Genomic DNA, 18,763 nt, shown 5'->3' on the forward strand with positions numbered 1-18,763 from the left:
TTCCCCACAAGACGCTCTTCCGATCTGGCTGCGCCGCGCCCGCCGACAGCGCGGCGGCCGACGCGGCCACTTCGGACGCCGGCACCCATTCCTCGACGATGCCCCCGGATGCCGCTTCGGGCACCGAGGCGGCCGATGCGGCCGACGCCTCGTCGGTATCCGCCTCGGGCGCCCGCTCCACCCGCTGCGTCCTGACCGGTGCGGGCGACTTCTTCGCGTCGGGCGGGAACCACGTGTCGAACAGGTCCGTCGCGCGTTCGCGCAGCGACGCGAACCAGCCCGGCGACGGCTCGGTGTCGAATTTCGCCTTCGTATCGACGAGCCGGGCGCGCTGCGCACGCTGGAAGAAATCGCCGACGATCGGCAGCGCACTGTGCGCGCCCTGCCCCCAGTAGTCGCTGCGCAGCGTCACGCGGCCGTCGTCGAAACCGACCCACGCACCGGCCACGAGGCCGGGCTGCATCAGGATGAACCAGCCATCCGCGTTGTCCTGCGTCGTGCCCGTCTTGCCGGCCACGTCACCGCGGATCCCGAAGCGCGTGCGGATGCTGCCGCCCGTGCCGCGCGTCACGACGTCGCGCATCACGCTGAGCAGCGTCTTGTCGGTTTCGGCGTCGAGCGCGCGCTCGGGCGGCGCCGGCGCGTATTCGGCGAGCACGTCGCCCTGACGGTTCTCGATGCGCGTCACCATCTGCGGCTCGACGTACAGCCCGCCATTCGCGATCGTCGCGTACGACGCGACCATCTCCTTCAGCGTGACCGGGCTCGTGCCGAGCGCCAGCGACGGCACGCGTTCGAGCGGGCTTTCGCGCACGCCCATGTCGCGTGCAAGTCGGGCCACGGCAGCCGGCCCGACTTTCTCCATCACCTGCGCGGTGATCCGGTTGCGCGACAGCGCGACCGCGTCGCGCAGCGTCATCGGCTTGCCGGTGGGCGGCACGTCGTCGTTCGGCCGCCAGATCTCGCCACCCTTCAACGGGATCTCGACCGGCTGGTCGATGAACGTGTCGTCCGGCTTCATCCCGTTCGCGAACGCGACGCCATAGACGAACGGCTTGAACGTCGAGCCCGGCTGGCGCCGCGCCTGCGCGACGTGGTCGAACGGCTCGTTGGTGAAGTCGCGGCTGCCGACCCACGCACGGATCTGCCCGTCGCGCGGATCGATCGCGAGGAAGCCGGCCTGCACGTCGGTCTTTGTCTTGCACAGCGTGCGCATGAAGCCGCGGTCGGCCGCGAGCAGCTTCATCGCGGCCGCGTCGTCCTTGCCGGCGTCCTGCGCGGCCTTGTACTCGGGCGACTCGCGCATGAAGGTGCGGAACACCTCGTTGTCGGTGCCGCAGCCGTCGCGGCCGCTCCACGCGCTGTTCGCGATGCCCTGCAGCTGGTTGCCCTGCAGCGTGAGCGCCTGCGTCGCCATCTGCTGCAGCCGCGCGTCGATCGTCGTGCGCACGATCAGCCCGTCCGAGTAGATGTTGTAGTCGTTGCGGTCGGCCCACGCGATCAGCCATTTGCGCAGCTGCTGCGCGAAGTGCGGCGCCGGCCCCGGCGGCTCCTTCTGGCGCTCGAAGTCGATCCGCAGCGGCCGGCGTTGCAGCTGCGCGAACTGCGCGGGCGACAGCTTGCCGTACTTCACCATCTGGCCGAGCACCGTATTGCGCCGCTGCAGCGCGCGCTCCGGGTTCAGCACCGGGTTGTAGTAGCTGTTGCCCTTCAGCATCCCGACCAGCGTCGCGCTGTCGAGCACGTCGAGCTCGTCGGCCGACTTGTCGAAATAGGTGCGCGCGGCCATCTCGACACCGTACGCGTTGTACAGGAACGGCACCGTGTTCAGGTAGGTTTCGAGAATCTGATCCTTGCTGTAGACCGCCTCGATCTTCAGCGCGGTGATCGCCTCCTTCACCTTGCGCGTGAGCGTCGGCGCACGGCCGATCTCGTCCGGATACAGGTTGCGCGCGAGCTGCTGCGTGATCGTCGAGCCGCCCTGGCGGCTGCCCGAGAACGTGTGGAGCGCGGCCGACGCCGTGCGCTTCCAGTCGAGGCCGTGGTGCTCGTAAAAGCGGTGATCCTCGGTCGCGATCAGTGCGTCGACCATGTGCGGCGAGATCTGCTTGAGCGACACCCACTCGCGGTTCGACGGCTTGAATTCGGCCAGCAGCTTGCCGTCGGCGGACAGCACCTGCGCGGGCTGGTCGACGCGCGCCTTGCGGATGTCGCCGATGCCCGGCGTGAACGGGATGAGCACGACCACGTACACCACGAACAGCGCCGGCACGGCGGCGCCGGCGAGCAGTACGCCGCGGCGCGTCGGGTGACGGAGATGGCGCCACGCGGTGGCGGCGAGAGGCTTGACCCGCGCGACGGCGGCAGCCGCGACGGGTTGGGCGCGCGCGACCCATCTGGCACAGAAGGCACGCACTGACGACACGTTTCGGCGATTCACGCGGGTGGAGCTCGGCTGAAAAGGGTGCATCGTACCAAACTCGCGCGGTCCGCCGGACGGCGATGGCCTGGCGGCGACCTACCCGGGGCGCCTGCACGGGCGGTCCCCACGCAAAAAAGGCGCGCGCCCCGCAACGGGAACGACACGCCAAGCCTGGTACGACAAACGGGTGGCCGCGCCGCGCGCAGCCGATCGGCGCGGCTGCTCAGCGCACGAGAAAACCGTAGGTCAGCGGATCGCGTTCGTCGACGATCCAGTTCGCGAATCCGCAGATATGGGCGCTGCCTTCCACTTCCGGAATCACGGCCGGGATGTCGCCGACCGTCGTTTCGCGCAGCACGCGCCCCTTGAAGACCGTGCCGACGATCGATTCGTTGACGAGTGTATCGCCGGCCGCGAGCAGCCCGCGCTGGTAGAGCTGCGCAACCCGGCCGCCGGTGCCGGAACCCGTCGGCGAACGGTCGACCTCGCGATCCGCGAACACGCAGCAGTTCGCCTGCGTCGAGCCCGGGTGGCGCGGCGCATTCGCGATGATCGTGCCGTAGATGTGGTTGATTTCCGGGATCTCCGGATGCACGACCGGGTACTTCGCGTTCGCGGCGGCCTTCACTTCCGCGCCGAAGCGGATCAGCCGTTCCACCGCCGCTTCGCGCACCGGCAGGTCGAACGGCGCACCGTCGACGTAGAAATAGAACGCGCCGCCGTACGCGATGTCGCCGGTCACTGTGCCGAACGACGGCGTCTCGACCGACACGTCGCGCTGCCAGATGAACGACGGCACGTTGACGAAGCGCACCGGCCCCGCATGCTCGCCGTCCCACTTGACGAACGCCTCGATGAAGCCGCACGGCGCGTCGATGCCGACCCGCGTTTCCGGCACCGTGCGCTGCACCCAGCCGAGCTCGACCGCCGCGGTCGACAGCGCGATCACGCCGTGTCCGCAATGGTCGCTGTAGCCCTCGTTGTGTACGAAGATCACGCCGAAATCCGCGTTCGGCGACACGGGCTCGGTCAGGTAGCCGCCGTACATGTCGGCATGGCCGCGCGGTTCGAACATCAGCGCGCGGCGGATCTCGTCGGCGTTGTCCTTGAGCCACGCGCGGCGCTGGACGATCGTGTCGCCGGGCGCGCGCGGCAGCCCGCTCGTGACGATGCGGAACGCTTCGCCGCCCGTATGGACTTCGACGGTGGAAAGGGATCGGGAAATTTTCATGAGGGAATCGAAAGCGTTGAAACGACGAACGGCGGCCGCGCCGCCGTCCGATGGCAGGCTGGCCGTTACTTCGCGTACGGTTCCGGCAGGCCGTTGCGGATCACGTAGACGGTGGTCGGTGCGCCCTTCAGGTCGCCGTTCGCGTCGAACGAATAGGTGCCCGCGACGCCCGTGTAGTTCGATTTCGCAAGCTGCGCGATCAGCTTCGCCTTGTCGGTGGTCGTGCCGGCCTTGACCATCGCGTCGGCGAGCAGCTTCATCCCGTCGTAGTAGTTCACGCCGTAGACCTGCGTATCGGTGTGATACGTGTCGTGGTACTTCTTCAGGAATTCGCGGCCGGCCGCCGTCTTCTCGAGCGCGACGCCGCCCTGCGCGCAGTAGACGATCGACGCCGCGTCGCCCGCGACCTTGCCCATGTCGGCCGAGCAGATGCCGTCGCCACCGAGCAGCTTCGCGCGCAGGCCGCGCTGCTTCATCTGCTTGGCCATCGGCGCGCCCTGTGCCGCATAGCCGCCGAGGAAGATCACGTCAGGGTTGCCGGCCTTGATCTTGGTGAGAATGCCGAGGAAATCGGTGGCCGACGAACTCGTGAATTCCTGGTCGACGATCTTGATCCCGTTCGCCTTCGCGACGTTCATGAACTGCTCGGCCACGCCCTGCCCGTACGCGGTGCGATCGTCGATCACGGCGGCGGTCTTGGCGTTCAGCGTCTTCGCGGCGAAGGTGGCCATCGTGCCGCCGAGCTGCTCGTCGCTCGCGCCGATCCGGAAGATGTTCTTGAAGCCCTGCTTGGTCAGTGCCGGGTTCGACGCGACCGGCAGCATCGGCACGCCGGCGCTCGAGTATACGCGCGAGGCGGGAATCGCGACGCCCGAGTTGTACGGCCCGAGCACCGCGACGACGCCCTTGTCGACGAGGTTCTGCGCCACCTGCACGCCGGCCTTCGGATCGGCCTGGTCGTCGTCGGAGACCAGTTTGAAGGTGATGGTCTTGCCGGCGACCTTGATGCCGGCCTTGTTGAGTTCGTCGACGGCCAGGCGCGCGCCGTTTTCATTGTCCTTGCCGTTCGCGGCCTGTGGACCGGTCAGCGGCGCCGAATGGCCGATCATGACAACTTCCTGCGCGTGCGCGGAAGTCAGCGCGCCGGCGGCGAGGGCCACCGAGAGCGCGGTAACGAGGTGTCGCATGATGTCTCCTGATTGGTTTTGTGTGAAACCAATGTAGGATACGCGTGGTCACCATGCAAGCAATTTCAAAATAAAAATGTCGATTCTGGTCATTTTTCAGACCAGAACGAGCCCGGCACGGTCACTTCGGCGTGATGTCGCGCCGCACGCGGCGGATGTGCTGCTCGACATAGAATGCCGCCGCATCGGCGTCGCCGGACACGATCGCCTCGTAGATCAGCCGGTGTTCGGACACGTAGAGCCGGATCCGGCCCGCATCGTAGATGCCGTCGTCCTTCAGCCGCTTCCACAGCGGCTGGTCCATCGTCTTCGCGACTTCGTCCGCGATCTTCACGATCAGCGCGTCGCCGGTCATCAGCGCGAGCTGCCGGTGGAACAACCGGTCGCTCTCGTTCCACAGCGCGCGCTGATGCGGATCGTCGACGTCGGTAATGGTTTCCATCTGGGCCAGATAGCGTTCGGCGCCGGGATCGGCTCGGCCGTGCGCAGCCGCGAGGCGCGCGATCGCGGGCTCCAGGATCAGCCGCACGTCGAGCGTCGACGTCGGGCTGAAATCGGCTTCGGACGCCCGGTGCGTGTCGCCGCGCGCCGCGAGCACGTCGAGAGGCGACGCGACGACGTAGGTGCCCGAATTGCGCTTCGTGAACACGAGCCCTTCGTTCTGCAGTGCGCCGAGCGCCTCGCGCACGGCCGGCCGGCCGACCTGGAACAGCCCCGCGAGCTCGCGCTCGGACGGCAGCCGCGATTCGGCGGCATAGCGCCCCGCGCGGATTTCGTCGCGGATCTTCTCGGCCACCTGCTCGTAGATCTGCAGCGGCCTGAAACCGCCTTCGAGTGTGTCGGGACGCGCGGACATCATCGTATGGCTCCTGCCCGGTCGCGGGCGTGAATCTGGAATGGGTTCGCACTATACCGGAGCGCGCCCGCATCGAGGCCATGGCGGCCCTTCTGGATAGATATTAGAACCAAAACCGGCGAGGCGCTTTATTTTCTGGGTTGCGGGTGGGCCAGCAAGTGGTATAGATTCGATCCACACTGCCCTGTGTCACGGTATCCGGCAGCTCTTGGCGGGCGCGGCATGCGCCCGTCGTCCACGCTCACCGACGCATGCGACGTACACGATGACCGCTCTTTCCCCGATTCCCGTTTTCGATGCGGCCGACACGGCTGCGCTGCTCGACTACCCGGCGCTGCTCGCCACGCTCAGGCAGGCCGTCGCCGACTATGCGGCCGGCGAGATCGTCAGCCCCGAACGCCTGGTCGTGCCGCTGCAGGCCGGCGGCGTGATGCTGTCGATGCCGTCGAGCGCACGCGACCTCGCGACCCACAAGCTCGTGAACGTGTGCCCGGGCAACGGCGCGCGCGGGCTGCCGACGATCCTCGGCCAGGTCACCGCCTACGACGCGACCACCGGCGAGATGCGCTTCGCGCTCGACGGCCCGACGGTCACCGGGCGCCGCACGGCGGCCATCACCGCGCTCGGCATCCAGGCGCTGCATGGCGCCGCGCCGCGCGACATCCTGCTGATCGGCACCGGCAAGCAGGCGGCCAATCACGCGGAAGCGCTCGCCGCGATCTTTCCCGAAGCGCGCCTTCACGTGCGCGGCACGCGCGCCGACAGCGCAGCGGCATTCTGCGCCGCGCACCGCGCACAGGCGCCGCATCTCGTGCCGCTCGACGGCGACGCGATTCCCGATGCGATCGACGTGGTCGTCACGCTGACGACGAGCCGCACGCCCGTCTATCGCGAAGCCGCGCGCGAAGGCCGGCTCGTGGTCGGCGTCGGCGCGTTCACCGCGGACGCGGCCGAGATCGACGCGAACACGGTGCGCGCCAGCCGGCTGGTCGTCGACGATCCGGCCGGCGCGCGCCACGAGGCCGGCGACCTGATCGTCGCGCAGGTCGACTGGCAGCACGTCGCGTCGCTCGCCGACGTGCTGGGCGGCGCATTCGACCGCAACGGGCCGCTGCTGTTCAAGAGCGTCGGCTGTGCGGCGTGGGATCTCGCCGCATGCCGCACGGCGCGCGATGCGCTGGCTGCGCGCCAGGCCGGCTGACCCGGCAACGTCCCCTTCAGCCGCGCTCGCGGCATCGCCCCCTCGGGGCCGCGCCGGCGATTTCCCGTGCGCGTTGTAGGAATCGCCCTACAACGCGTCGCAGCGGCCTACATCAACTTCCAATTCGGCCGATTTCATTTTCGGCGGCGCAACACGATACTGCCGGCATGAATGCCAGCCAGTTACCCGCCGCGCTCCGGGTGTTTCTCGTCGATCATGCCGCTGCCGTCCGGCAGCGGATCGCGCTGCTCGTCGGCGCGATCCGCGGTGTCGCCGTCGTCGGCGAGGCGGAAGACGGCCAGGACGCGTGGACCCATATCCGCAGCAGCCAGGCGGACGTGGTGATCGTCGACCTGCGGCTGGCGGACGGCAGCGGCCTCGAGCTGATCGGGACGCTGTCGAAGGCCGCGCCGCGCATCGTCACGATCGTGCTGACGAATCACTCGGCGCCGGCATTCAGAGAGGCATGCGCGTTGGCCGGAGCCGACTACTTCTTCGACAAGACCGTCGAATTCGACGCCGCATGCCAGGTCATCGAATCCCTGGTGCACGCTCGCGTGCACCACCCCTGACGAGCCGGAGTGACTCATGTCCACAGCCACCCCCTGCGCCGCCGACGTATCCATCACGCCCCGGCCGACGATTCCGCTTCGCGCGGTCACGCGCGCCGACGCCGCCAAACATCCCGCCGCGCGCTGCTCGGTGTGCGCGATGCGCTCGATGTGCCTGCCGCCGCACCTGACCGCGGCCGAATACGGCCGCCTCGACTCGATTATCTGCACGACCCGGCAGGTGCGCCAGGGTGAGGCACTGTTCCGCACCGACGATCCGTTCCAGAGCATCTATGCGGTGCGCGCGGGTTCGTTCAAGACGGTGATGATGCATCGCGACGGCCGCGAACACGTGACGGGCTTCCAGATTGCCGGTGAAACGCTCGGGATGGACGGCATCGGCGGCGGCCAGCATTGCTGCGACGCGATCGCGCTCGAGGACAGCGTCGTGTGCATCATCCCGTTCGGTGCTCTCGAAGCGGCGTGCCGCGAGATCAAGCCGATGCAGCACTTCCTCTACCAGATGCTGAGCAGCGAGATCGTCCGCGAATCGAGCCAGATGCTGCTGCTCGGCACGATGTCGGCCGAGCAGCGCGTCGCGCATTTCCTGCTGAACCTGTCGTCGCGCTTCGAGGCGCGCGGCTATTCGGCGACGGAATTCAACCTGCGGATGACGCGCGAGGAAATCGGCTGCTATCTCGGGATGAAGCTCGAAACCGTGAGCCGAATGTTCTCGCGGTTCCATCGCGAAGCGCTGGTCGAAACGCGCGGCAAGCGCGTGCGCATCATCGACTCGCAAGCGCTCGCACGGGTCTGACAACCCGGAACCCAGGCCGCGGCTGACGGCACCGCGCGCGATGCATCATCGCACCGCGCCATCGGCCGCCGCGTTGCGCAGCCCCACCCTTGCACCGGCCGCCGAGCACGCGAGCAGCGCCTGTTCGGCCTGCATGAACGCGCGGCGCAGCGCGTCGTCCAGGTTGCCGCCGACGCACGGCGGCAGCGGCCAGCGCGCCGTGTCGTGCATCACGAGGTCGAGTCGTACGTCGTACACGCGTGCGCCATCGGCGTCGGCGCTCGCTTCAATGGCGAGGTGACAGCCGTCGATCAGCGCGCGAAACCGTTCGAGCCGCACCAGCTGCGCGCCGGCTTCGGCTTCGACCGCGGCGGTCCCCGCGAATCCCAGGCAGGCGATCTGCATGCCTACGCCCATGTCGTGTCTCCTGACGGGGCCGCCCGCTCGTCGACCGCCTTGCATGTGCCGCCCGCACCGAAAGGCGGCGGCACGTGTTGCCCGTGGCACGGCGCGATTTCTGCGATCGCTGCCCGGCCGATAGTCTGCCCGTGCCGTCGCCGGCGCGGGTCCGTTCATACGTTGAAGGTCTGCGACGTCTTCATCTCGATCCACGTCATGCCGGCCCGCAGCCCTTCGATCATCGCCTCGCGTTCGGTCGGATACGCATGGCTGTGCTCGAACGTATGATGAAAACGCGCGGCGCCGGTGCCGTGCTCGACCGACACGCGGCAGCGGAATTCGCCCGATTCGCACGGGCGCGTCTCGACTTCGACGGACCAGTCGCGTTCGTGAATGTTGCCCTGCAGTGTCATGCGCCCTCCTGCGGTATCAGTCTCCGAGCCGGAAGTGCCCGCTGTGCAGCAGCACCGGCCGGCCGCCGATTTCCTCGAGCATGCGTCGTGCCATCGCCTCGATCGCCGACCGGTGCGCGTCGAATGCGGCCAGCAGGTCGCGTTCGAGCAGCGACGGCGCGCCGAAATGATCCTCCAGCGCTTCGGCCGTGACCGCGCACTGTACGCACCGTCCGTCGACCAGTGCCGAAAACGCCACGACCAGGTCGCGTGCGCAATATTCGGGGGGTTCCGGCGGGAAAACAATCTGCATCTGTCGGCCTGTCATCGTCGTGATGGCTCCATGACAAGAGCATAGTGGGGCGCGCGCCCGCACGCTTGACCCACGTCAACCGGTTCGCTGCACCGCACGATAACGACGCGGCAGCGTGCCGGCGCGGCTGCGCGATGCCGCTACGAACGGTTTTCAGCCCGCGTCGGGCTCGATCGCCGCGCCGCGCTCCGCGAGCAGCTCGCGCAGCACGCTGCGGTGGCAATGGCGCTCGTCGTCGCAGTAGCAGCCGATCGAGAACGCGGTGGTCGCCGACAGCGCCGCCAGCAGGTCGAGCACCTTCGGCGCATCGCCATGCGCCATCTCCGCACGGAAGTGACGCCGGAACGCGTTCCATTCGGCATCGGTTGCGGCGGCCTGCGCCTGGGCGACGAGTTCGGGGCTCGGCGACAACGTCGGCAGCCATACATCATAGTAGTTGCGCGACGCGAATTCCGCCTTCGGCACGCCGCGCGGCGGCCGCCGCACCGTGCCGATCCGCAGGCCCTCGCCGGCCGCGCGCGGCGTGCCGAGCTGGATGATCCGGATGCCCATGAGCTTCCTTCCGAGTTGGGTGGGATGCCGTGATCGTACCGCCGTGCGTGCCCCCGCGTCAGCCGGATGGCGCACCCTGCGGCCGCACAACGAAAAACCGGCTGCCCCCTTGCGGAGACAGCCGGTTCGGCCAGCCGTGTTGCGCGCCGGGGCGCGCCGCGCTCAGACGCCGCTCTTCAGCACCTTGCCGATAGCATCCGCGACGATGGCGACGTTCGAGTCGTTCAGGCCCGCGACGCACATCCGGCCCGAACGCAGGACGTACACGCCGTGCACTTCGCGCAGCGCATCGACCTGCGATTCGGTCAGGCCCGTGTACGTGAACATCCCGCGCTGCTTCACGTAGCGCGTGAGTGCCTCGCCGCTGACGTGGTCGCGCAGGCCGTCATGGATCGACTGGCGCATCCGCGCGATGCGGCGGCACATCGCCGCCAGTTCCTCTTCCCACTGCTTGCGCAGCGCGGGAGTGCCGAGCACGGTTGCCACGACCTTCGCGCCGTAGGTTTGCGGGTTGCTGTAGTTCGAGCGCACGGCGCCGGCCAGCTGGCCGAGCACGCGGTCGGCCGCGGCGGCATCCTCGCAGACGACGCTCAGGCCGCCCACGCGCTCGCCGTACAGCGAGAAGTTCTTCGAGAACGAGTTCGCGACCAGCGCCGGCACGCCCCGGCGGGCCAGTTCACGCACCGCGAACGCATCCGCGTCGAGGCCCGCGCCGAAGCCCTGGTACGCCATGTCGACGAACGGCAGCAGCCCGCGCGCCTCGATCACGTCGATCAGCTTCTCCCACTGGCCTTCGTCGAGGTCGACGCCGGTCGGGTTGTGGCAGCACGCGTGCAGCAGCACGATGCTGCGCGCCGGCAGCGCGTCGATCGCCGCGAGCATCGCGTCGAACTTCAGGCCGCCCGTCGCTTCGTCGTAGTACGGATACGTGTTCACCGTGAAGCCGGCGCGCTCGAAGATGAAGCGGTGGTTTTCCCAGCTCGGATCGCTGAGCCACACCTGCGAATCCGGGAAGTAGCGCTTCAGGAAATCGGCGCCCACCTTCAGTGCGCCGGAGCCGCCGAGCGTCTGCAGCGTTGCGATGCGGCCGGCCGCGCGGGCCGGGTGATCGGCGCCGAACACGAGCGCCTGCACGGCGTCGCGATACGCGGCCAGGCCGACCATCGGCAGGTACGGCTTCGCGCCGCTGTCGCGCTGCAGCGCGGTTTCGGCTTCGCGCACGGCGCCCATCACCGGAATCCGGCCTTCGGCGTCGAAGTAGATGCCGATGCTCAGGTTGACCTTCTGGTCGCGCGGATCTTTCTGGAAGTTCTCGTTGAGCGTCAGGATCGGGTCGCCCGGGTACGCGTCGATGTGTTCGAACATGGCTTGAATCGGTCTCGTTTGGAAGAGTGGTCGGTCGTGGCCTGTATCAGCGTGCGGATGCGCCGTCATGCACCGCATAGCCTGCATTCTTCTGACGGAAGCGATACCCGACCGCGAGCACCGCGAGCCATACCGGGATCAGGTACACCGACAGACGGAGATCCGGCGTCAGGTACATCACGACGAGAATGCCGGCCATGAAAGCCAGGCACAGGTAATTCGTGAAAGGATAGCCCAGACTGCGGAAGGAAGTCTCCTCCCCGGCCGCGCGCTTGGCCTGGCGGAACTTCAGGTGGATCAGCGTGATCATCGCCCAGTTGATGATCAGCGCCGACACGACGAGGCCCATCAGCACCTCGAACGCCTTGCCCGGCATGAAGTAGTTGACCAGCACGCACACGCCGGTCGCGAGCGCCGACGCGCCGAGCGCGGCGAGCGGAATGCCGCGCTTGTTCACCGAGCACAGCACCTTCGGCGCGTTACCTTGCTTCGCGAGGCCGAACAGCATCCGGCTGTTGCTGTACACGCCGCTGTTGTAGACCGACAGCGCCGCCGTCAGCACGACCACGTTCAGCACGTTGGCCACCAGGTTGCTGCTCAGCGCGTGGAAAATCAGCACGAACGGGCTGCCGCCGGTGACGACCTTTTCCCACGGATACAGCGACAGCAGCACGGCGAGCGCGCCGATGTAGAAAATCAGGATGCGGTAGATCACCTGGTTGGTCGCGCGCGGAATGCTGCGCTTCGGATCGTCGGCCTCGGCCGCGGTGATGCCGATCAGCTCCAGCCCGCCGAACGAGAACATGATCGCGGCCATCGACATCACGAGCCCCGACACGCCGTTCGGGAAGAAGCCGCCGTGCTGCCACAGGTTCCGGACACTCGCCTCCGGCCCCGCATGGCCGCTCGCGAGCAGCCAGCCGCCGAAGCCGATCATCCCGACGATCGCGGCGACCTTGATGATCGAGAACCAGAATTCCGTCTCGCCGTACGACTTCACGCTGGCCAGGTTGAGCAGGTTGATCGCGACGAAGAAGACCAGCGCCGACACCCAGGTCGGCACGCCGGGCCACCAGTACTGCACGTAGATCCCGACGGCCGACAGCTCGGCCATGCTGACGAGGATGTACAGCACCCAGTAGTTCCAGCCCGACAGGAAGCCGGTGAAGTGGCCGACGTATTTGTTGGCGAAGTAGCTGAACGAGCCGGCGACGGGCTCGTCGACGACCATCTCGCCGAGCTGGCGCATGATGAAGAACGCGACGATGCCGGCCACCGCGTAGCCGAGCAGCACGGACGGGCCCGCCATCTTGATCGTCTGCGCGATGCCGAGGAACAGCCCCGTGCCGAGCGCGCCGCCGAGCGCAATCAGCTGGATGTGCCGGTTCTTCAGCCCGCGCTTCAGGCCGTCGCTCTCGTTTCCAGAAACCATGTCTTCTCCACTCTGTCCGCGCCCGCCTGCAGCGGGGTGCGGCGCGCCTCGGTGTGCCGGGCGCTGTTTTGGTGTGCCGGGGCCGTTCGTGGAGCCGCCGGGTTGGGGACTGCAATCTTCGCGTGGCGGCGCCCGATTCGCGTCGGCGTGCCCGCCAGACCGGCCGCCGACCGTCGCCGCGCCCGCCTTGCTGCGCTCGCACACGAAAATCCGGCGTCAGTTTAGCGTCGCGACGGCGAAATCGGGTTGCGTAACCCGTTCATGCAAACCCTACATTATGAGATAAGATTGCATCCAGGAGACGGATGAGGAAACAAAAATGCATGAACCGGTTCTGGATCGCCTCGATCGCCACTTGCTCGCGATCCTGCAGGAGAACGGCCGCGCGTCGAACCTCGACCTGGCGAAGGCCGTCGGCCTGTCGCCCGCGCAGACGCTGCGCCGCCACCGGCGGCTGGAGGAAATCGGTGCGATCCGTCGCTATGAAACCCGGCTGTGCCCCGACACGCTCGGTTTCGGCGTGACCGCTTTCGTGCACGTGACGATGGAGCGCGGGCATATCCGCGACCTGTCGAAGTTCCAGAAACTGGTGTCCGATCTCGCGCAGATCCAGGAATGCTTCTCGGTGACGGGCGACATCGACTACGTGTTGAAGGTCGTCGCGCACGATCTGAAAGGCTTGTCGCGATTCCTGCTCGAGACGCTGATGCGCATTCCCGGCGTGAGCGGCGTGCATTCGAGCGTGTGCCTCGACGAGATCAAGTGCACGAGCGCGATGCCGGTCGAGGCCTGATGGGGCGGGCCGCGCGCCAGGCGGGCCCCGTTATCTCACCGCTTCAAACGCACTGATCAGCAACGCCCCCGCCGCGATCACCATGCAACCGGCCGCCCGGCGCGGCGTCAGCCGCTCGCCGAGAGACACGCGCGCGATCAGCGCCGCGAACACCACGCTCGTTTCGCGCAGCGCCGACACCGGCCCCATCGGCGCGCGATCCATCGCCCAGATCACGATGCCGTACGCGAGCGCCGCGAACACGCCGCCGCACGCGGCCTTCGCCGTTTCCCCGACCTCCTGCGTCAGCCGCAGCGGCCCTGCCCGCAGCCGGTAATAAGCGGCCATCATCGCGCCCGTCAGCACGAACATCCACGCGGTATAGCCGACCGTATTGCCGCTTTCCCGCACGCCGATTCCGTCGACCACGCTGTAGGCCGCGATCGACACGCCGGTCGCGAACGCGGTCGGCAGCACCTGCATCATCCGGTGCTTTGCGCCGCGCCCGCGCTCCAGGCCGATCGCCAGGATGCCCGCGCAGATCAGCACGAGCCCTGCCTGCGCGCCCAGGTTCAGCCGCTCGCCCGCGAACGCCGCCGCGCCGAGCGTGACGAGCAGCGGCGCGGTGCCGCGCGCGACCGGATATGCGACGGTGAGGTCGCCGTGCTCGTATGCGCGCACCAGCAGCAGCGTATAGACGACGTGCAGCACGGCCGACGCGACGACGCACGCCCAGCTTGCCGCCGTGATCGGCGCCGCGGCCGGCAGGAACAGCAGCGCGAACAACCCGATCGCGATCTGCAGCACCGTGGCCGACCGGAGCCGGTCGCCGCTGCTGCGGACGAGCGCATTCCACGATGCGTGCAGGAACGCCGCACACAGGACGGCAAACAGAACGGGGATCGGCACGGTGAATACTCGTTGACGGTCGGCCACGCGAAATCGTCGCCGCAGGGCGTTCATCGTAGGAATACGTCATCCGATTGTCAAAAAGCGGGCGCAGCACCGCATCGTGCGCCAACCGGTCGACGACGCGCTTTCGCCCGCCCCGCGCGGCATCCGCGGCAACCGGCCCATGCGCCGCGAGATGTGACGCGAGATGTGACGCGAAGGTGGCATGCGGCCCACCCCTTTCCGTTCGCTTTCGCATCGCATTCCGCCGTAATGAAATCGATACCGCAACGCAATCGCGACGAAACCACTCCGTCCCCATATCTTCATACGGGGCTGTTCCAATGCGCGTGCTCTCTCACGAGCTTCGCGCCGAACCGACACGGCGACGGGGCCGCTCTCCACCATCGAAGACCTTACCTGGAGTTTCCCGATGTTCCGTCAAGCTTTGCTCGTCACCGCCTGCGCAGCCGCGGCGCTGGCGCTGTTCGCCTGCGGCGGCAGCGACGATCCCACGTCGACGCCTGCCGTGTCGTCGCAGGATGCGCTGCAGACCGCCACGCCGATCAAGCACGTCGTCGTGATCTACGGTGAAAACATCTCGTTCGACCACTACTTCGGCACCTACCCGAACGCGACGAACCCGTCGGGCGAACCGGCGTTCACCGCCAAGTCCGGCACGCCGGCGATCAACGGGCTGACGGGCACGCTGCTCACCGCGAACCCGAACTTCACGAACACGGCCAACGGCACCGACGCGGCGAACCCGTTCCGCCTCGACCGCACGCAGGCCGCGACCGCCGACCAGAACCACGCGTACACGGCCGAGCAGCAGGCCGAGGACAACGGCCTCGCCGACCTGTTCCCGAAATACACCGGCAAGGGCTCGTCCGGCGGCGCCGGCGCATTCGGCACGAAGGGCCAGGTGATGGGCTACTTCGACGGCAACACCGTGACCGCGCTGTGGAACTACGCGCAGCGCTTCGCGATGAGCGACAACACGTTCACGACGGTCTACGGCCCGTCGACGCCGGGCGCGCTGAACGTCGTGTCGGGCCAGACCAACGGGATGCAGATCGTCAAGACGTCGAAGCAGCCGTCGACGCTCGCCGCGACCTCGTACTACATCAACGACGGCCAGGGCGGCCTCACGATGATCAACGACGTCGACCCGGGCTACGACGTGTGCTCGAGCACGACCGACCAGGCGATGATGACCGGCAAGAACATCGGCGACCTGCTGAACAGCGCGAAGATCACGTGGGGCGGCTTCATGGGCGGCTTCAACCTGTCGACGACGAACGGCAACGGTACGACGGGCTGCGCGCGCAGCACGGTCGCCACCGCCGTGAACGCCGCGACGGCCGACTACATCCCGCACCACAACTGGTTCCAGTACTACGCGTCGACCGCGAACCCGCAGCACACGCGCCCGAGCTCGGTCGCGGCGATCGGTTCGAGCTTCCAGACGGACGGCAAGACCGCCGAACCCGCGAACCACCAGTACGACTCGGACGACTTCTTCGCCGCCGTGAAGGCCGGCAACTTCCCGTCGGTCAGCTACCTGAAGGCGCCGGCCGCGCAGGACGGGCATGCGGGCTATTCGGATCCGCTCGACGAGCAGGCGTTCGTGACGAAGGTCGTCAACTTCCTGCAGCAGCAGCCGGACTGGCAGAACACGGCCGTGATCGTCACCTATGACGACTCGGACGGCTGGTACGACCACGTGTACACCGCGCCGACGCACGCATCGTCGGACCCGGTCGACCAGGTCAACGGCAGCGGCAAGTGCGGCACGGGCGGCACCACCGGCGTGAACGGCGCGACCGTGAACGGCCGCTGCGGCCCGGGCGTGCGCATTCCGCTCGTCGTGATCTCGCCGTACGCGAAGCAGAACTACGTCGACCACACGATGCTCGACCAGGCGTCCGTCGTGCGCTTCATCGAGGACAACTGGCTCGGCGGCCAGCGCATCGGCGGCGGCTCGTTCGATGCGACGGCAGGCGACCTGCGCGCATTGTTCGACTTCACGTCGAAGCCGAACACGACGCCGCTGTACCTCGACCCGACGCTTGGCACTGCATTGAGCGCGGCACCGGCGATCTGACCGGTACGTCGTGACCGCATGGCCGGCGCAGTAAGCGCCGGCCGTTTCCATTTCAACGCGTCGCTTCGTGCGGCGCCCGTTTTTCGACCGACAGCATGACAGCCCGCCCCGCGTTTCCGTCTCCCGATGCCGCCGGCACGCCCGCGCCGCGCGCCCCTTCCCGCCTGCTGCGCCGCGCGGCGTTCGTGATCGGCGCCGCCGTGCTCGGCTACGGCGCGTTCGCGATCGCGTTCCCCGCGCAGGTGCCCGCGGCGATCGGCACCGTCGTCGCCGACTGGACGGGCGCGAACCCGCATCCGGTCGTGCTGCAGCGGCCCGCCGCGCAACCGCTGTCGGCGGTCGCGCAGCTCGGCCGCGCGCTGTTCGCCGATCCGTCGCTGTCCGCGTCGGGCAAGCAGTCGTGCGCGTCGTGCCACAGCCCCGATCATGCGTATGGCCCGCCGAATGCGCTCGACGTGCAGCCGGGCGGCCTCGCGATGACGCAGCAGGGCTATCGCCCGCCGCCGTCGCTGATGTACCTGTACCGCCAGCCGAACTTCAGCATCGGCCCCGATGCCGGTGAAAACGACGCCGCGCCGAGCGTCGCGCAGCAGGCTGCATCCGCGGCCGGTGTCGTCAAGGCGCAGAAGGTGGCCGGCACGTCGGCCGCGCCGCAACTCGTGCCGCAGGGCGGGTTGTTCTGGGATGGCCGCGCCGATACGCTGCAGCAACAGGCGTTCGGCCCGCTGCTGAATCCGGTCGAGATGGCAAACGCGAGCGTCGACGACGTCGCGCGCAAGCTCAAGCAGTCGTCGCACCGCGCGCAGCTCGAGCAACTGTTCGGCCCGCGCGTGTTCGACAGCCCGCAGCTCGCGGTGTCGGAGGCGATGTTCGCGATCGCGCGCTACCAGGTGGAAGATCCGTCGTTCCATCCGTACAACAGCAAGTACGACCGCTGGCTCGAAGGCCGTGCACGCTTCACGCAGGCCGAACTGCGCGGGCTGCGCCTGTTCAACGATCCGGACAAGGCGAATTGCGCGGGCTGCCACCTGTCGAAACCCGGCAAGGACGGGCTGCCGCCGATGTTGACCGACTACCAGTACGAGGCGCTCGGCGCGCCGCGCAACAAGGAACTGGCGCAGAACCGCAACCCGGCGTTCCACGATCTCGGCGTGTGCGGGCCGTTCCGCGACGACCTGAAGGACCAGACCCAGTATTGCGGGATGTTCCTGACGCCGACGCTGCGCAACGCGGCGACGCGCCACGTGTTCTTCCACAACGGCGTATTCCACACGCTCGACCAGGTGATGGCGTTCTACAACGAGCGCAGCATCTCGCCGCAGAAGTTCTATTCGCGCGGCGCGGACGGCAAGGTCGACGAGTACGACGACATCCCGCCGAAGTATCGCGCGAACGTCGACGTGACCGATGCGCCGTTCGATCGCAAGCCGGGTGACCAGCCCGCGATGACGGCGCAGGACATCAAGGATATCGAAGCATTCCTCGGCACGCTGAACGACGAGCCGGTGCAGCATTGAGTGCGGGATGACCGCCGCGCCGCGTCGTGTCGTGTCAGCGGCGCGCGCGGATGCAGAGGAACGCCGGGGCCAGCGACAGCTCCGCATGAAGCCGCTCCGAGGCGGCCTTCATCTCCGGCAGCGGCTTCGGCTCGACGAACCGGTCGAGCTGCCAGCCGCTGTCGGCCACGGCGTTCAGGATGTCGGCGAGCGGCCGCCGCCATGCTTCGACATAGGGTTTCGGTTCGCCGAAACCCGACCAGTGGAAGCCGAAGCGGGACGTATCGAAATAGGTGCCCTCGCCGCGCGTGCGTTCGTCCATCCAGTCGCGCATCGGATGCGCCATCGAAAACACGAGCGTGGCGCCCGGCCGTGCGACCCGCCGGAATTCGCGCAGCGCCGGCGCAAGGTCGCGCACGTAGTCGAACGCGAGCGAACAGACGATCTTGTCGAACGCTTCGTCGGGCAACCACGTGAGCGGCCCCTCCAGATCGCCCTCCACGATGTCGACCGCGAGGCCCTCGCAGCGCGTTCTCGCGAGCGCGACCATCTCCGGCGTGACGTCGAACGCATGCACCGTCGCGCCCTGGCGTGCGAGGTGTTCGCTGCAGATGCCGGGCCCGCAGCCGGCGTCGAGCACCGCCAGGCCGGCGACGTCGCCCAGCAGCGCCATCGTTGCCGGACGTTCGTAGAGCGCGTTGTGCGCCTTCGTCGGCGCGATGTCGGCGTAGCGTTGCGCGAAGCTCGCGTATGCCTGGCGGCCGGGTGGTTCGTTCGGATCGGTCACGCGGACTCCGTCG

General features: G+C 68.0%; 18 protein-coding genes. 6 read left to right on the forward strand and 12 right to left on the reverse strand.

All coding sequences use genetic code 11. The features are described 5' to 3' along the window. From G3N96_RS13150 to G3N96_RS13165, 4 genes are all read right to left on the reverse strand, one after another. Window positions 1–2,470, reverse strand: a 2,470-nt coding sequence (locus tag G3N96_RS13150; protein WP_206137481.1) for a transglycosylase domain-containing protein, incomplete at its 3' end; no start/stop codon positions are given. Window positions 2,471–2,645: 175 nt separating this feature from the next. Further along, entirely contained in the window at window positions 2,646–3,653 is a 1,008-nt protein-coding gene (gene lhpH, locus G3N96_RS13155; RefSeq protein WP_089432659.1) for a trans-3-hydroxy-L-proline dehydratase, read from the reverse strand. A 65-nt stretch (window positions 3,654–3,718) separates the two neighbouring features. Then, on the reverse strand, window positions 3,719–4,840 hold the full coding sequence (locus G3N96_RS13160; RefSeq protein WP_206137482.1) for a branched-chain amino acid ABC transporter substrate-binding protein: 1,122 nt from the start codon (window positions 4,838–4,840) through the stop codon (window positions 3,719–3,721). Window positions 4,841–4,961: 121 nt separating this feature from the next. Next, entirely contained in the window at window positions 4,962–5,699 is a 738-nt protein-coding gene (locus G3N96_RS13165) for a GntR family transcriptional regulator (RefSeq protein ID WP_206137483.1), read from the reverse strand. A 262-nt stretch (window positions 5,700–5,961) separates the two neighbouring features. Here G3N96_RS13165 and lhpI point away from each other — a divergent pair, with 262 nt between their 5' ends. The 3 genes from lhpI to G3N96_RS13180 all read left to right on the forward strand — a co-directional run bounded on the left by lhpI (window position 5,962) and on the right by G3N96_RS13180 (window position 8,265). After that, window positions 5,962–6,897, forward strand: coding sequence for a bifunctional Delta(1)-pyrroline-2-carboxylate/Delta(1)-piperideine-2-carboxylate reductase (lhpI, locus tag G3N96_RS13170; protein WP_206137484.1), 936 nt, complete (start codon window positions 5,962–5,964; stop codon window positions 6,895–6,897). A 167-nt stretch (window positions 6,898–7,064) separates the two neighbouring features. Continuing rightward, complete coding sequence (locus G3N96_RS13175; RefSeq protein ID WP_206137485.1) at window positions 7,065–7,469, forward strand: response regulator transcription factor; 405 nt, start codon at window positions 7,065–7,067, stop codon at window positions 7,467–7,469. 16 nt (window positions 7,470–7,485) lie between these two features. Continuing rightward, the gene (locus G3N96_RS13180; RefSeq protein ID WP_124577945.1) at window positions 7,486–8,265 is read left to right on the forward strand and encodes a helix-turn-helix domain-containing protein; all 780 of its coding nucleotides are present in this window, start codon (window positions 7,486–7,488) and stop codon (window positions 8,263–8,265) included. Between the two features lie 45 nt (window positions 8,266–8,310). Here the strand turns inward: G3N96_RS13180 and G3N96_RS13185 are convergent, their stop codons facing one another. The 6 genes from G3N96_RS13185 to G3N96_RS13210 form a co-directional block, all read right to left on the reverse strand. Continuing rightward, entirely contained in the window at window positions 8,311–8,661 is a 351-nt protein-coding gene (locus tag G3N96_RS13185; RefSeq protein WP_206137486.1) for a metal ABC transporter ATPase, read from the reverse strand. Window positions 8,662–8,816: 155 nt separating this feature from the next. Further along, complete coding sequence (locus tag G3N96_RS13190; protein WP_039367346.1) at window positions 8,817–9,056, reverse strand: hypothetical protein; 240 nt, start codon at window positions 9,054–9,056, stop codon at window positions 8,817–8,819. A 16-nt stretch (window positions 9,057–9,072) separates the two neighbouring features. Next, window positions 9,073–9,363 (reverse strand): DUF1488 domain-containing protein, encoded by a 291-nt coding sequence (locus tag G3N96_RS13195; RefSeq protein ID WP_089427535.1) that lies wholly within the window; start codon window positions 9,361–9,363, stop codon window positions 9,073–9,075. Between the two features lie 138 nt (window positions 9,364–9,501). Next, window positions 9,502–9,900 carry a DUF488 family protein gene (locus G3N96_RS13200; protein ID WP_089427536.1) on the reverse strand — a complete coding sequence of 133 codons (399 nt, stop codon included), beginning with the start codon at window positions 9,898–9,900 and terminating at the stop codon, window positions 9,502–9,504. Between the two features lie 162 nt (window positions 9,901–10,062). Beyond that, window positions 10,063–11,265: an amino acid aminotransferase gene (locus G3N96_RS13205; RefSeq protein WP_206137487.1), complete on the reverse strand. Its 1,203-nt coding sequence runs from the start codon at window positions 11,263–11,265 to the stop codon at window positions 10,063–10,065. A 46-nt stretch (window positions 11,266–11,311) separates the two neighbouring features. After that, a complete protein-coding gene (locus tag G3N96_RS13210; protein ID WP_069251526.1) occupies window positions 11,312–12,697 on the reverse strand; it encodes an amino acid permease in 1,386 nt (461 codons plus the stop codon). A 319-nt stretch (window positions 12,698–13,016) separates the two neighbouring features. On the opposite strand from G3N96_RS13210, the gene G3N96_RS13215 reads away from it, so the two are divergent. Beyond that, the gene (locus G3N96_RS13215; RefSeq protein WP_039367332.1) at window positions 13,017–13,490 is read left to right on the forward strand and encodes an Lrp/AsnC family transcriptional regulator; all 474 of its coding nucleotides are present in this window, start codon (window positions 13,017–13,019) and stop codon (window positions 13,488–13,490) included. Window positions 13,491–13,520: 30 nt separating this feature from the next. Here the strand turns inward: G3N96_RS13215 and G3N96_RS13220 are convergent, their stop codons facing one another. Next, complete coding sequence (locus G3N96_RS13220; RefSeq protein ID WP_206137488.1) at window positions 13,521–14,432, reverse strand: EamA family transporter; 912 nt, start codon at window positions 14,430–14,432, stop codon at window positions 13,521–13,523. A gap of 361 nt (window positions 14,433–14,793) precedes the next feature. Between G3N96_RS13220 and G3N96_RS13225 the strand changes: the two genes are divergently transcribed. Together G3N96_RS13225 and G3N96_RS13230 are read left to right on the forward strand one after the other, a co-directional pair. Beyond that, a complete protein-coding gene (locus G3N96_RS13225; protein WP_124577929.1) occupies window positions 14,794–16,467 on the forward strand; it encodes an alkaline phosphatase family protein in 1,674 nt (557 codons plus the stop codon). 95 nt (window positions 16,468–16,562) lie between these two features. Then, a complete protein-coding gene (locus G3N96_RS13230) occupies window positions 16,563–17,984 on the forward strand; it encodes a cytochrome c peroxidase (RefSeq protein WP_206137489.1) in 1,422 nt (473 codons plus the stop codon). A 34-nt stretch (window positions 17,985–18,018) separates the two neighbouring features. On the opposite strand, the gene G3N96_RS13235 is transcribed toward G3N96_RS13230, so the two are convergent. Then, on the reverse strand, window positions 18,019–18,750 hold the full coding sequence (locus tag G3N96_RS13235) for a class I SAM-dependent methyltransferase (protein ID WP_206137490.1): 732 nt from the start codon (window positions 18,748–18,750) through the stop codon (window positions 18,019–18,021). Window positions 18,751–18,763 lie beyond the last annotated feature (13 nt).

This window comes from Burkholderia sp. Se-20373, from assembly GCF_017104705.1.
In the GTDB taxonomy this organism is placed as follows: Bacteria; Pseudomonadota; Gammaproteobacteria; order Burkholderiales; family Burkholderiaceae; genus Burkholderia.

Coding starts and splice junctions, on each gene's coding strand:
- G3N96_RS13215 (WP_039367332.1), top strand. CDS start 13,017: ATGCATGAACCGGTTCTGGATCGCCTCGATCGCCACTTGCTCGCGATC.
- lhpH (WP_089432659.1), bottom strand. CDS start 3,653: ATGAAAATTTCCCGATCCCTTTCCACCGTCGAAGTCCATACGGGCGGC.
- lhpI (WP_206137484.1), top strand. CDS start 5,962: ATGACCGCTCTTTCCCCGATTCCCGTTTTCGATGCGGCCGACACGGCT.
- G3N96_RS13165 (WP_206137483.1), bottom strand. CDS start 5,699: ATGATGTCCGCGCGTCCCGACACACTCGAAGGCGGTTTCAGGCCGCTG.
- G3N96_RS13210 (WP_069251526.1), bottom strand. CDS start 12,697: ATGGTTTCTGGAAACGAGAGCGACGGCCTGAAGCGCGGGCTGAAGAAC.
- G3N96_RS13205 (WP_206137487.1), bottom strand. CDS start 11,265: ATGTTCGAACACATCGACGCGTACCCGGGCGACCCGATCCTGACGCTC.
- G3N96_RS13195 (WP_089427535.1), bottom strand. CDS start 9,363: ATGACAGGCCGACAGATGCAGATTGTTTTCCCGCCGGAACCCCCCGAA.
- G3N96_RS13230 (WP_206137489.1), top strand. CDS start 16,563: ATGACAGCCCGCCCCGCGTTTCCGTCTCCCGATGCCGCCGGCACGCCC.
- G3N96_RS13185 (WP_206137486.1), bottom strand. CDS start 8,661: ATGGGCGTAGGCATGCAGATCGCCTGCCTGGGATTCGCGGGGACCGCC.
- G3N96_RS13190 (WP_039367346.1), bottom strand. CDS start 9,056: ATGACACTGCAGGGCAACATTCACGAACGCGACTGGTCCGTCGAAGTC.
- G3N96_RS13220 (WP_206137488.1), bottom strand. CDS start 14,432: ATGAACGCCCTGCGGCGACGATTTCGCGTGGCCGACCGTCAACGAGTA.
- G3N96_RS13160 (WP_206137482.1), bottom strand. CDS start 4,840: ATGCGACACCTCGTTACCGCGCTCTCGGTGGCCCTCGCCGCCGGCGCG.
- G3N96_RS13200 (WP_089427536.1), bottom strand. CDS start 9,900: ATGGGCATCCGGATCATCCAGCTCGGCACGCCGCGCGCGGCCGGCGAG.
- G3N96_RS13180 (WP_124577945.1), top strand. CDS start 7,486: ATGTCCACAGCCACCCCCTGCGCCGCCGACGTATCCATCACGCCCCGG.
- G3N96_RS13225 (WP_124577929.1), top strand. CDS start 14,794: ATGTTCCGTCAAGCTTTGCTCGTCACCGCCTGCGCAGCCGCGGCGCTG.
- G3N96_RS13175 (WP_206137485.1), top strand. CDS start 7,065: ATGAATGCCAGCCAGTTACCCGCCGCGCTCCGGGTGTTTCTCGTCGAT.